Source organism: Bacillus sp. YH3-2-B2, from assembly GCF_053663335.1.
Map to the genome: position 1 here is coordinate 193311 of NZ_JBSJQE010000003.1, position 12011 is coordinate 205321.

At 46.8% G+C, this 12011-nt stretch carries 15 protein-coding genes; 1 reads left to right on the plus strand and 14 read right to left on the minus strand.

The window, feature by feature from the left end:
* Positions 1–2 precede the first annotated feature (2 nt).
* From bshA to ACWJJX_RS11180, 5 genes are read right to left on the minus strand one after another with little or no spacing between them, the layout of a single operon-like run.
* Positions 3–1136 carry an N-acetyl-alpha-D-glucosaminyl L-malate synthase BshA gene (bshA, locus tag ACWJJX_RS11160; protein ID WP_003153503.1) on the minus strand — a complete coding sequence of 378 codons (1134 nt, stop codon included), beginning with the start codon at positions 1134–1136 and terminating at the stop codon, positions 3–5.
* Complete coding sequence (gene bshB1, locus ACWJJX_RS11165; protein ID WP_003153501.1) at positions 1133–1846, minus strand: bacillithiol biosynthesis deacetylase BshB1; 714 nt, start codon at positions 1844–1846, stop codon at positions 1133–1135. Before bshB1 ends, bshA begins: the two co-directional genes overlap by 4 nt.
* Positions 1839–2252: a methylglyoxal synthase gene (mgsA, locus tag ACWJJX_RS11170; RefSeq protein ID WP_003153499.1), complete on the minus strand. Its 414-nt coding sequence runs from the start codon at positions 2250–2252 to the stop codon at positions 1839–1841. The genes bshB1 and mgsA overlap by 8 nt, the downstream gene beginning before the upstream one ends.
* Before the next feature lie 23 nt (positions 2253–2275).
* On the minus strand, positions 2276–3079 hold the full coding sequence (gene dapB, locus ACWJJX_RS11175) for a 4-hydroxy-tetrahydrodipicolinate reductase (protein ID WP_102422764.1): 804 nt from the start codon (positions 3077–3079) through the stop codon (positions 2276–2278).
* An 8-nt stretch (positions 3080–3087) separates the two neighbouring features.
* Positions 3088–3423: a nucleotide pyrophosphohydrolase gene (locus tag ACWJJX_RS11180; RefSeq protein WP_003153495.1), complete on the minus strand. Its 336-nt coding sequence runs from the start codon at positions 3421–3423 to the stop codon at positions 3088–3090.
* 142 nt (positions 3424–3565) lie between these two features.
* Between ACWJJX_RS11180 and ACWJJX_RS11185 the strand changes: the two genes are divergently transcribed.
* Entirely contained in the window at positions 3566–4438 is an 873-nt protein-coding gene (locus ACWJJX_RS11185; RefSeq protein WP_003153493.1) for a YitT family protein, read from the plus strand.
* 23 nt (positions 4439–4461) lie between these two features.
* On the opposite strand, the gene ACWJJX_RS11190 is transcribed toward ACWJJX_RS11185, so the two are convergent.
* The 9 genes from ACWJJX_RS11190 to ACWJJX_RS11230 form a co-directional block, all read right to left on the minus strand.
* Positions 4462–5637, minus strand: coding sequence for an oxalate decarboxylase family bicupin (locus tag ACWJJX_RS11190; protein WP_353575100.1), 1176 nt, complete (start codon positions 5635–5637; stop codon positions 4462–4464).
* Positions 5638–5666: 29 nt separating this feature from the next.
* The gene (gene ypjB / locus ACWJJX_RS11195; RefSeq protein WP_017418030.1) at positions 5667–6449 is read right to left on the minus strand and encodes a sporulation protein YpjB; all 783 of its coding nucleotides are present in this window, start codon (positions 6447–6449) and stop codon (positions 5667–5669) included.
* Positions 6450–6516: 67 nt separating this feature from the next.
* Positions 6517–7110, minus strand: a complete 594-nt coding sequence (locus ACWJJX_RS11200) for a DUF1405 domain-containing protein (RefSeq protein WP_021734183.1) — start codon at positions 7108–7110, stop codon at positions 6517–6519.
* A gap of 106 nt (positions 7111–7216) precedes the next feature.
* Positions 7217–7984, minus strand: coding sequence for a menaquinol-cytochrome c reductase cytochrome b/c subunit (locus ACWJJX_RS11205; protein ID WP_003153486.1), 768 nt, complete (start codon positions 7982–7984; stop codon positions 7217–7219).
* Positions 7985–8015: 31 nt separating this feature from the next.
* Complete coding sequence (qcrB, locus tag ACWJJX_RS11210) at positions 8016–8690, minus strand: menaquinol-cytochrome c reductase cytochrome b subunit (protein ID WP_003153485.1); 675 nt, start codon at positions 8688–8690, stop codon at positions 8016–8018.
* A 1-nt stretch (position 8691) separates the two neighbouring features.
* Positions 8692–9195: a ubiquinol-cytochrome c reductase iron-sulfur subunit gene (locus ACWJJX_RS11215; protein WP_003153484.1), complete on the minus strand. Its 504-nt coding sequence runs from the start codon at positions 9193–9195 to the stop codon at positions 8692–8694.
* 137 nt (positions 9196–9332) lie between these two features.
* Positions 9333–9779: a YpiF family protein gene (locus ACWJJX_RS11220; protein ID WP_454022985.1), complete on the minus strand. Its 447-nt coding sequence runs from the start codon at positions 9777–9779 to the stop codon at positions 9333–9335.
* Between the two features lie 54 nt (positions 9780–9833).
* Positions 9834–10373, minus strand: a complete 540-nt coding sequence (locus tag ACWJJX_RS11225) for a ReoY family proteolytic degradation factor (RefSeq protein WP_003153482.1) — start codon at positions 10371–10373, stop codon at positions 9834–9836.
* A gap of 73 nt (positions 10374–10446) precedes the next feature.
* Positions 10447–11718, minus strand: coding sequence for a tetratricopeptide repeat protein (locus ACWJJX_RS11230; RefSeq protein WP_077722518.1), 1272 nt, complete (start codon positions 11716–11718; stop codon positions 10447–10449).
* Positions 11719–12011: the final 293 nt, after the last annotated feature.

Here is a 12011-nt window from a genome sequence, read left to right on the forward strand (position 1 = left end):
GATCACTCCGGTCCTGCCAATTCGTCATAAATCCGTTCATACTGACTGACGATTCTTTGCGAAGAAAAGGCGGTCTCCACCATTTTCAGCGCATGATCAGTCAATCGTTTGCTGAGCTGTTTATCTTCTAAAACAGCAAGCGCCTTTTCAGATGCCGCCTGAATATCGCCGACTTCCACCAGAAAACCGCTTACTTGATCTTTAATCACTTCGGGGATGCCGCCGATATTTGTTCCGATACACGGCACGCCGCAGGCCATCGCCTCAAGGAGGACGAGTCCGAAACTTTCTTTTTCAGACAGAAGGAGCTTAAGATCGCTGATGGAATACAGCTCTTCCACCCTGTCCTGATTTCCGAGGAGCAGCACTTGATCCTGCAGTCCGTATTTTTCGACAAGCTGCCAAGCGACGCACTTTTCCGGCCCGTCACCGACAAGCAGGAGCTTCGCCTTTGTGTTGGCTGCGATATTACGGAAAACGCGGATGACATCTTTAACACGTTTTACTTTTCTGAAGTTCGAAACATGGATGACGACCTTTTCATCCGGCAAAATACCATGTTTCTCTTTTATACTCTCTGTATTTTTCTTAAGATAAACACGTTCATCAATAAAGTTATAGATGGTCTCAATTTTTTTATCCGGCTTGATTAAGTCATATGTTTCTCCGGCAAGCGCGGTTGATACCGCCGTCACTCTGTCGGACGCTTCGATGGCAAAACGGATTAAATCTTTTAATGACGGATCATATCCTAAAACGGTGATGTCTGTACCGTGAAGCGTCGTCACGATCCCGATGTCACGCTTGAGCATTTGTTTGGCTAGATAAGCGCATACCGCATGCGGCAGCGCATAATGCGCGTGAATGATATCAAGATTTTCCCTCGCGGCCACCTCGGCGATTTTGCTCGCCAGCGTAAGGTCATAAGGCGGATGTTTAAATACCGCGTATTGGTTGACTTCCACCTCATGAAAATGAATATTCGGATGATATGTATTTAATCTGAACGGGATGCTTGATGTGATGAAATGAACCTGGTGCCCTTTTTCCGCAAGCAGCTTGCCGAGTTCCGTCGCAATAATACCCGAGCCTCCGACACTCGGGTAGCATGTAATCCCTATTTTTAATGGTCTCATTGTCCGCCCCCAAAAACATCATCATTCAAAACGGGAAGCTGTTTTGAAAAGAAGCCTTCAGCATACCCCGTCCCGGCTTCTTTGCCATACAGTCTTTCCCGCGCTTCCACCATTTCGATATAACCGTTGGTCAGCGGTGTGTTCACTGACTGCGCCGTAGGAATAAACTGGCTTTGATAGGCGTGCAGGCTTTCTTTTTTCAGATCGATGGTTTCCGTTATGTCGATTACAAAGTCCGGACGGTGAAACCCGTTGATCATATAATAGTATACGCGCTGAGCCTTATGAGCCGGCAGTTCCTGATGATCTCTGTATTTATGAATTCCCGCCGAGAACACCGCCTCTTCGACCAAAGCCGCCGCATTGCCGTGGTCAGGATGGCGGTCTTTCGGATAAGGCATGAAAACGGTTTTCGGCCGACAGGCTCTGATGACACTGACAATCCGGCGGATGCCGTCCTCACTTTTCAAAAGCCCGCGGTCGGGAAGCGTAAGCTGGATTCTCTCTTTTACGCCGAGAATTCGTGCCGCCTCTGCCGCTTCTTCTTTTCTTATCCCTACCGTTCCGTTAGATGATAGTTCGGCCTCGGTCAAATCGCATATCACCGCGGTTTTTCCTTGAGCCGTAAATTTTGCGATCGTGCCGCCCATACCGATCTCGACATCATCACTATGGGCGCCGAACGCCAGGATATCAACGTGTTCAGACATTCGGCTCTCCTCCGCGCACAAGATTGCGGAAATCAAATGCCCCGCCGTCCAGCGTCCGGACGAGGATTTCCGCTGTTCCCATATTTGTGGCGAGCGGGATCGCGTATACGTCACACAGCCGGATTAGCGCGGAGACATCCGGTTCGTGAGGCTGCGCAGTTAACGGATCGCGCAGAAAAATGACGAGATCCAGGGCGTTTGCCGCAATCAATGCGCCGATTTGCTGATCTCCGCCGAGCGGGCCGGATTGAAAACGTTCAACGGACAATCCGGTCGCTTCCTGGATTTTTAAGCCTGTCGTACCCGTCGCGTATAACTCATGATGGCTCAATATATCTTTATATGCGGTCGTAAACTGAACCATATCCTGCTTTTTTTTATCGTGAGCAATCAAAGCAATTTTCATTTGATGTTCTCCCCCTTGCCGATTCAGTCGATAATATTTTCGAGTCCGTATACAAGCTGGTCGATTTTCATCACTTGCTCCACTGACAGCTTCACTCCTGACATAAAGGAAGCCCGGTTATAGGAGTCATGGCGCAGTTTCAGCGTTTGGCCGTCCATGCCGAACATGACTTCCTGGTGGGCGATAAGGCCCGGCAGACGCACGCTGTGAAGGCGGATGCCGTTTAATTCAGCACCGCGGGCGCCCGGCAGAATTTCTTTTTCATCAGGATGGCCCTGCTGCTTTTCTGTACGGACGTTTGAAATCATTTCCGCTGTTTTCAGCGCCGTTCCGCTCGGGGCATCCAGCTTTTGATCATGATGAAGCTCAATGATTTCTACATCTTCAAAATAGTTGGCGGCCATTTGTGAGAACTTCATCATCAGCACCGCGCCCAATGCAAAATTCGGAGCGATGATAGCGCCGATTCCTTTTTCTTCAGTCAAAGCTTGAAGCTCCTCTAAATCCGCTTCAGAAAATCCGGTCGTTCCCACAACGGGGCGGACGCCGTGTTCAAGAGCGGCTTTCGTATGTTTTTTGCCGATTTCAGGCGTTGTCAAATCGATCAGTACATCCGGTTTTGTTTCTTGGAAACATGCGCGGATATCCGTATAAATAAGAGCGTCTGAATCAGCTGACATCACTTCCCGCAATGTTTGCTGATCGTATGTATGGTCAATAGCGCCGACAAGCTCAAAATGAGGCGTGCGGACGGCAAGTTTTACGGCCTCCTGGCCCATTCTGCCTCTCGGTCCGGCAATGACGACTTTAATGGTTTCATTTGACATGGTTTCTCCTACTTTCCTTCTTCTTTTCTAGTCCAGCGGTCTTTATCACGTGTATTAAATTTATGCATGACGCGGTTATGAGCTTCCTCCAATGAAATATCAAGGGAGTTGGCGAGGCAGATCAGGACGAACAGCACATCGCCCATTTCCTCTTCCATGCTTTTCTCATTTTCCGTCGTTTTCTTCGGCTTTTCCCCATAATAATGGTTGACTTCTCTTGCAAGTTCGCCCAGTTCTTCCGTGAGACGGGCCATCATGGCAAGCGGGCTGAAATAGCCTTCTTTGAATTGGCCGATATATTCATCGACCTCAGCTTGTAAGTCTTTCATCGTTTTGTCACTCACTGTGCGAATACCTCCTGTCATCTCTTCCATGTTAGCTAATTCAAGTACATTTGACAAATGTTAAAAACGGCAGTTTGCTGTTTTCTTTTGTATCCACTATAATATTTACGCAATCTTATGGAAGGAAAAGGGGTTTGATGCAATGCTTGGAGAAATCAGAATCAAAAACATTTGCTTTATTTTAATCGGCGCCGCTGTTTTTTCATTCGGACTGGTTCACTTTAATATGCAGAACAATTTGGCGGAAGGCGGATTTACCGGCATTACGCTGCTTTTATATGCGTTATTCCACATCAGCCCTTCTATTTCCAACCTGGTATTAAACATTCCTATCTTTTTCATCGGCTGGCGTATGCTCGGCCGGACGATGTTTGTCTATACCCTGATCGGCACCGTCTCTCTTTCCGTTTTTCTGAGTGTTTTTCAGCGCTACGAAATTCATATGCCGCTGTCGCATGATTTAGCGCTGGCCGCCTTGTTCGCCGGTGTTTTTATCGGCGCGGGTCTCGGCATTATTTTTAAATACGGCGGCACGACGGGCGGGGTCGATATCATCGCCAGGCTGATCAACAAATTTTTCGGAATCCCGATGGGCCGGACGATGTTTGCCTTTGACGCCTGTGTCATTCTGCTTTCTTTGTTTACGTATCTTTCTTACAAGGAAGCGATGTACACGCTTGTAGCCGTTTTTGTCGCTGCGAGATTGATTGATTTTATACAGGAAGGCGGCTATGCCGCAAAAGGGGCAACGATTATTTCTTCGAAAAACGATTTGATCCAGCAAAAAATCATTGAAGAGATGGAGCGCGGCGTCACCGTTTTAAAAGGACAGGGATCATATACAAAAGAAGACAGGGACGTTCTTTACTGCGTCGTTCCGAAAAACGAAATTGTGCTTTTGAAAAGCGTCATCACTTCCGTTGACCCGCACGCCTTTGTTGCAGTAAGCGACGTCCATGATGTGCTCGGCGAAGGATTTACGCTTGATGAAAATAAAAATCCGATCAGACGATAATAAAAAGGCGGCTTTTGCCGCCTTTACTGTTCGTGTTTCCATTTGACAACCGGTGATTTTTTCTTTTTCAATCGGCGGGCGAATGCCGGACTGACATTGAGCGTCTGCTCGACGAAGCGCTGCGGCGTCAGTGCCAGCCATTGGTTTAAGGAGACATCTTCGAAACGGTCGCTTTTGAAGATTTCCAGAAAGCGAAGCACGGTGTCACCGGTATTCTGAACATAATGTCCCATTGCAAAAGGAACATATCCTACGTCACCCGCTTGATAGTTAAATGTCCGCGCTCTTCCCTCCGCCGCAAACACCGTCATTTTCGCTTCTCCTGAAAGATAATACTGCCACTCGTCCGTATTGGGATGCCAATGCAATTCTCTCATGCCTCCGGGTTCGACCTCCACAAGAGCTGCGGCAATCGTTTTTGACACCTTAAACGTTTTTGAATCGACAATCTTTACTCTTCCCCCGCTGGTAACAAGAGGCTCCTGCCGGGAAAGCTTGTAACTGAACGGCTCCAAAACGGGGCCTTCCGGGGAAGAAACTGCTGCCCGCTCAATAGGGGGAGGCGGTTCCAGCTGGAACATGTAACGCTCTTTCTTGTGAATGTAAGCCAGCTCATAACCCGGAACACCGAAGTTCGCTTCCAGCACGCTGCGCGGGGTATGGGCAAACCAGTCCGTTACTGAAAAGGTGCTGTTTTCTGAAAAAGAGCCGTCATCAAAGACGAGCAAAAACTCACTTCCCTGCTCTAATCCTTGAATGGAATGAGGAATGCCGGAAGGAAAATACCACAGGTCTCCTTCACTTACGTTATCAATAAAATTCCGCCCATTTTGATCGACCGCAGTTAAACGTACTCCTCCGTTAATCACATATCCCCATTCGGCTTCTTTATGCCAATGAAGCTCCCGCACAGCTCCCGGTTTCAGCCTCATGTTCACCGCCGCGATGTTTTTGGATACCGGCAGTTCCCTGACCGTCACCTCTCTGGACCATCCGCCGTCTTCAAGCCTCATATGCGTATCAGAAAATGAGAATTTCAAGTTTTGAACCGTTCCTGAATCCGTTGAAGGCGGAACGAGCATGTCAGGATTCTGGAAGTCACGCGCGAGGTTTCGCGGTCCTTCGTCAGTCGCCCCTTTTCTGCCTCTGATCGGCTGCGGGAGGTGTTTTGAAGCCAATTGCTGGATGAGTTTTTTCACTGGCTTAGCTCCTTTACAGCAATTTGTGTTTATTTAGACTTAGGATACTCACGCTTTTTCTCTTTCTTTTTTTCCGCTCTGTATTTTCGGTAGCCGACATATGTCAGCGCAGTAATAATGATACCGCCTGTTGTCAGAATGACCCAGAGCAGCGAAGGGTCAGCGTCATCCCGCTCCACCTTGTCAAAAACCCGCTTTAAATCCTGCTGCAGGAGCGTCAGACGCTCAAGCTTTGTTCCTTTTGTCATCTGCTGAAACCCTTCCTGCTCAATCACCTCGATATGTTTCGCCACCGTATCAAGCTGGCCGGCCGACACATCCATTGTCAGGCTGGGATAAATTAAATCATATAATGATATAAATTCATTCCACTTTTCATTGAAATTTTCACTTCCGTTTCCGCTGACATCTTCTTTTAAGGCGCTGAATGTCGCCATAATCGGTCTTTCAAGCGAACCCCACAGCGGATCGGAGTGGTCTTCCATCGCATCCATTACCAACCTGAACTGGGCGGCTGCCCGGATTTTTTCGGTATCTGAGGCGTCTGCCTGTTTCAGGACGCGCACTAAATCATTGAAACCCAGAGTCACCTGCCTGACTTCGGCGCCGCTCAGTGAGTTTACGTGTGTCATTTTTTTCTTAAAGTAGCCAAGCACTTGCAGAGCCTCATCATACTGCGAATGCCGCGTCATTTGGAAAACGGTATCCGAAAGGTCGTTCAGTTCCTTGAGACCGCCCTCATCTTCAGCTTTGGCAGTTGTGATGAAACACATAAGAGCAAGTAAAAGACAGATCGTCAGCTTTCGTTTCATAGAGGTCCCTCCCACTCCTTCTCTTTACAGAATATGAGGAGCGGGACAAGGTTAGACCAAGATTCTATCAGTGTAAGTCAAGCTTTATCCGTCTTTTAGAAATCACCAAATAGTATGCAAGGCCGAGTGAAAATATGCTCAGCCAGAATGTAGCATAGCCGATCTCTTGCATATAATCATTGAGCATTGAGTAGCGGGGCATCATGCCGAAAAGATAATCAATGACATCATTATGAAGCGTCCAAACAGCGGCAACGGCAAGATGCCATAACCGGAACCGAAAATACGGGCTGTATAAAACGCCTTGAACGGCCATGGCAAAATGTGAAGCAATCAGCATGTACCCTTCCCAAGGCATCTGCCCCATTTTGACCAGCACAAAGACATTCATTCCGACCGCCCACAGCCCGTATTTTACAAGGGTTACAAGAGCCAGCGCTTCAAACAGCGGCGCGTTTCTTCCCATGAGAAATGCCAGAAGCACAAACAGGAAGAAAAACGTCGCCGTCGGGCTGTCAGGCACAAATATCAGAAATCGGAACGGCGTGTCCGCAAGCTGCGGCACATACCAATAATAGCCGTACACCGTACCGATAAAATTAACGGCAAGAACAAGCAGAAGCATGCCGCGCAACCCTAAAAGATAAGAAATCCACCTCATACCATCAACTCTCAGTCCGTAAAAAGTATGTATCATGCAAAAAAAGCTGACATCCGGTCAGCTCTTTTCATAAAGTATATCCTGCTGTTGTCTACTTCACAATACGTTATTTCGCTGTCGTTTCAGAAATGAACTTCGCCAGCTGATCAAGCTGTTTGTCATTCCCTTTAAAAATACCGGCTGGCATCTGCCCTTTCCCCTTGACGGCGATTTTTTTAATTTCTTCCGGGCTCAGCCCGTTATCGACCAGGGACGGACCGGCGCCTCCCCCTTGAAGATTATCCCCGTGACAGGAAATACAGCCTTGTTCTTTAAATACCTTATAACCGTCTGATTCAGTATCAATGGCGGCTTCTTTTTTAATTTTCCCTTGCTCCTCCGCCTTCGCCCAGTCATGTGTCGCGACTGACTGCCACGTTAAAAAGACCGTAGCGCAAAGCGCCAAAAGCATCATCCCGACAGCAACCGGACGCTTCCACGGCCTTCTTTCAGACCCCCTGTCGAGAAACGGAGCCAAAAGCAGCGACCCGAAGGCAAGCCCCGGTATAATCATCGCTCCGATAACGGTGTAGCTCCCTGCGGCATATTCATATTTTAAAAGCTGGTATAAAAATAGAAAATACCAATCCGGCAGCGGAATATACCCTGTATCCGTAGGGTCCGCCACCCGTTCCAAAGGCGGCTCGTGCACAATCGTTAAAACGAGAAACCCGACGAGGAAAACGGCCCCGACCATCCATTCTTTCAGCAGAAAGTTCGGCCAAAACGCCTCTGTCTTTCCAGGATACTCTGAATAGTCTTTCGGTATATTCGGTTTTTTTTCAGCCGGTATCCTTGAATCTCCTACAAACTTCATTCCTTTCCCCCGGTGCATGTCATCCCCTCCCTTTTATATCAGATTTGTATTAAAGCGGTCCTGAAATTCCCTGCTTGCGGATCATGACAAAGTGGGCGCCCATGAGCGCAAACAAAGCGGCAGGGAGAAAAAATACGTGAATCGCAAAAAATCTCGTCAGCGTTTGAGCGCCGACAATATCGTGGTGGCCGGCAAGAAGAGTTTTCACCTGTGCTCCGATCAATGGCGTCGCCTCGGCAATCTGAAGACCTACCTTTGTCGCAAACAGCGCCTTCATATCCCACGGAAGCAAATACCCTGTAAATCCGAGACCGAGCATCACAAAAAAGATCAGAACACCGACGATCCAGTTCAATTCCCGAGGCTTTTTATAAGCTCCCTGAAAGAAAACCCGCAGCGTATGTAAAAACATCATCACGATGACTAAACTTGCGCCCCAATGGTGCATACCCCTTACAATCTGCCCGAAAGCGACTTCATTCTGCAAATAATACACAGATTCCCACGCGTTTTTTATATCCGGCACATAATACATCGTTAAAAACATCCCGGAGAGCACTTGGATAACGGTTACAAAAAACGTCAAACCGCCGAAACAATAGACAAAAGCCGAGAAATGGTGAGCGGGATTTACATGTTCCGGCACTTCATGGTCGGCGATATCCCGCCACATCGGCGTAATATCGAGACGTTCATCCACCCAGTCATAAATTTTATTCAGCATGTCACCCTTCCCCCCTAGGCTTTGCTTTTCCAAGATACAAAAAGCCGTCCTTTACTTTTTGCTCATAACGGTCAAGAGGCGCGAGCGGCGGCGTGCCCGGAACGTTCGTGCCGTCTTTTTCATACAGCCCGTAATGGCAGGGACAAAAGAATTTGTTCGGATTTTTAGGATCATTGTTCCAGTTTACGGTGCAGCCCAAATGCTTGCAGATCGGAGAAAGCGCTATAATTTCATCCCCATGCTTGTAAACCCAGGCTGACCTGGATTCTTCCGATTCGTACCAGGCGTCGACTTGATGAATTTTAAAGTCAAACCGCTTCGGCTCCTTCGTCAGCTCATCCACACTGACAACCTGCACCATTTTTTGATCTCCCGTCGGTTTTAATACCGGATCCAGCGCAAAACGGACCATAGGCATAAGCGCACTGGCGGCCATAAATCCCCCCACGCCGGTGAGCGCATAGTTTAAAAATTGTCTTCTTGATATATCTTGTTTTCCGCCCATCTCTTCCCCCCCTAAAGATTGACCAAAAATTAACTAAAATAGAAAATAATTCTGAGATTTGACACCCTCATAATATATGAATCTTTCAGCAAGGTCAACAGAGGCAAAACGGGTGTTTTGCAGGATGCCTGGAGTTTTTAAGAATTGTTCCACTTCTGTAACAAAACGTTCAAAATTTCTCCGCACTTGTCATCCGCAATTTTTCTCTTTAAAGAGTCTTTCATATGTTCAAACGGAACGGCAGGTATGTATATGACATCAGACCCTATTTCAGAATCCTTCCATTTTTCGTCTGCCGTCAGGAACAAGGCGTGCCTGAAGTTGATCATCACCTCTTCTTTGAGTTTTTGAAGCAGGGCGATTTGTGATTGGTCTATATCAACATATGTATAAGAGGGGAATAAATATACCCGTCCCTTCAATTGGCGCTCAAGCTCTTCAGAAAGCAATTGGGTGCTTTCCCCCTGTTCAACGGCCTCTTTTAAGCCTCCTGAAGACGTTATGGAAATTAACGGAATGACAGCGGTATCAATGTAATCCGCAGATTGTAAATAGGCATCGGCATCAGCGGCCCTCCATCTCATGTCTCGTTCCTCCTCTTTACGCAACAAGCCTTGCATATTCTGCAAGGCTGTCATTTATGTGAGCTGATTCAATTGGCGGGAAAGCTTTTCAAATGTTTCTTTGTCGTGGCGGTCCAGCGCCTCGTCGATATCTTTAAGCAGCTTTTCCCGCTGGAAAGTGGAAATGGCATGTTCTAATATTTTTTCAGCCATCCCCTGATCCTGTTTATTTTCAAACAGGTCTTTCGGCAGATGCGGATTTGATTCAAGAACAGCGGCATATTCCGGTGAGCTGTAGGCCGAACGGAAATTCAGCTGGATAAATAAATCCTGCTGTTTATTTAACCGGATGTCGTGAAAAGATTTTTCCGCGTCCGTAGTCATGACATTTTCTTTGTAAAACCTAAACGGCACCTCATCAACGCAATGAGTAGACATGATAATGCCTCTCGGGCAAAATTCGGCTTGTTCTACAAAATGGACTTTTTCCATTAATGAATCATGACTCATTAAATAATTTAAAATCCAGACGCACTCCCGGCGTTTAAGCTGATAATGATTTAAAAACCAACGGATAAAATCCTTTTTTTCATTGACAGAAACAGGGGTCTGCATGTAATTCCCTCCTCTATCGATCGTATAATCTGACATCACTTATACATTCAGCAAGCATGGTCCAAAATCCTGCTTATCTTAAAAATTCATCCTCTATCCGTAAGATTGTTTCTTCAAGCTCTTCGTTTGTTCCATCCATTGAAAGCACTTGTTTTAAAAGCGGCAGCGCTTCTTTCTGGAGACCCTCTTCCAATAAGAAGTGAGCGTATTCATATAAGAAATCCCGATCATCCTGATAATGGAGATACGCAGCTTCGAAGCTTTTTTTCGCTTCAGCGTAATGCTCCAGGCCTGTATAGGCCCCCGCCAAATACCAATTGTATTTCGGATCTTCTTCTCCGTAGCCGCGGACTTCCTGAATCAGATCAATAATCTCTTCAAAGCTTTCTTCTTTATGATAGACGGCTAAAAGCGTATGGAGCGCTTCCACATAACCCGGATCGAGCGCCAGCGCTTCCTGAAGAAGCTTTTTGCCTTCCTCTTCGCTGCCGAGCTTTAACGCCATTTTCGCCGCATAGAGAAAAAGCTCTTTATTGTATTCATCGTAAGTAATACCTTCTTTAGCGGTTTTTAATGCATCTTCATACATGCCTTCTGCCTCGTAGCTTTTTGCAAGCGGCATATAAAGCGATGAATAGGAAGGATCAAGCCCTTTTAAATCAGACAGCTGCTTGATGGCTGTTTTGACCATTCCCGCCTGATAGGCTGTGAACCCGTACCCGAAAATCGTATTCGGTTCTGTATGTTCTGCCGCCGCTTTTTCATACCATGAAATCGCTTCCTCAAATTCACCCGCCGCGCTCAATGACTCAGCCAGCCTCTGATGAACATTTACGCCGCCGATTTCGTGCCGTTCTTTTGCCGTCTCTTCATAGTAAGGAACGGCTTTTGCGTATGATCCCTGAGTGAAGTATAATTCCCCCAGAGCGAAATCAATAACTGGTTCATCTTGTAACATCGCTTTCGCCTGTAACAGCTTTTGCTCACTTACTTCAAATAAGCCCTGCATCTGATACAGATCAGCCATTAAAAGAAGGCTTTCCGCGTAAGACGGGTCTTCCGGAGAAATTGTCTCCAGCACCTCAAGAGCTTTTTCTTCTTCATCAATATCTATTAACAATTCGGCGTAAAAATTCGTCAGCTCAGACTCATCCGGATAAAGGTCATGCAGATCACTGATCAGCGCTAACGCTTTTTCGGCGTTTCCCCATTCATAGTAGAGCTGGGCTGCAATGGCTTTGTCTTCGTCATGAAGCTCTGTTTCAGCTTTTGAAAGCGCTTTGAGTCCCTTTTCGGTTTCACCTGCTTCAACTAATTTTATGGCTTCTTGAATCAATGTATTCAAATCAGACCGGTCCTTTCTTTTCCTATACCTCATCAACCAAATGAAAAGGGTTTTTATTCGGGTTATTCTTATCATAATTCAGTCAGGGCCTGCCCGCAAATAAGATGCTTCACCCGGCATTATAGTTTATCAGAAAATGGTTAAGAGGAAAACGGCAAAAAAGGGGACGGCATCTTTATACGCAAACAGCGCAATTTGTTCCGGCTGTTTCTGTAACGAAAACGCATTCCCCCTTTCTTTTAGTTTTCTGTTTAAGACAAGCTATGTCAAAGCCCAAGATTTTATGACACATG

Bases quoted from the DNA above. Each gene is read 5' to 3' on its own strand.
- ACWJJX_RS11215 (WP_003153484.1), bottom strand. From the start codon at position 9,195: ATGGGCGGAAAACAAGATATATCAAGAAGACAATTTTTAAACTATGCG.
- ACWJJX_RS11200 (WP_021734183.1), bottom strand. From the start codon at position 7,110: ATGAGGTGGATTTCTTATCTTTTAGGGTTGCGCGGCATGCTTCTGCTT.
- ACWJJX_RS11185 (WP_003153493.1), top strand. From the start codon at position 3,566: ATGCTTGGAGAAATCAGAATCAAAAACATTTGCTTTATTTTAATCGGC.
- bshA (WP_003153503.1), bottom strand. From the start codon at position 1,136: ATGAGACCATTAAAAATAGGGATTACATGCTACCCGAGTGTCGGAGGC.
- bshB1 (WP_003153501.1), bottom strand. From the start codon at position 1,846: ATGTCTGAACACGTTGATATCCTGGCGTTCGGCGCCCATAGTGATGAT.
- dapB (WP_102422764.1), bottom strand. From the start codon at position 3,079: ATGTCAAATGAAACCATTAAAGTCGTCATTGCCGGACCGAGAGGCAGA.
- ACWJJX_RS11225 (WP_003153482.1), bottom strand. From the start codon at position 10,373: ATGCAGACCCCTGTTTCTGTCAATGAAAAAAAGGATTTTATCCGTTGG.
- mgsA (WP_003153499.1), bottom strand. From the start codon at position 2,252: ATGAAAATTGCTTTGATTGCTCACGATAAAAAAAAGCAGGATATGGTT.
- ypjB (WP_017418030.1), bottom strand. From the start codon at position 6,449: ATGAAACGAAAGCTGACGATCTGTCTTTTACTTGCTCTTATGTGTTTC.
- qcrB (WP_003153485.1), bottom strand. From the start codon at position 8,690: ATGCTGAATAAAATTTATGACTGGGTGGATGAACGTCTCGATATTACG.
- ACWJJX_RS11205 (WP_003153486.1), bottom strand. From the start codon at position 7,984: ATGCACCGGGGGAAAGGAATGAAGTTTGTAGGAGATTCAAGGATACCG.
- ACWJJX_RS11220 (WP_454022985.1), bottom strand. From the start codon at position 9,779: ATGAGATGGAGGGCCGCTGATGCCGATGCCTATTTACAATCTGCGGAT.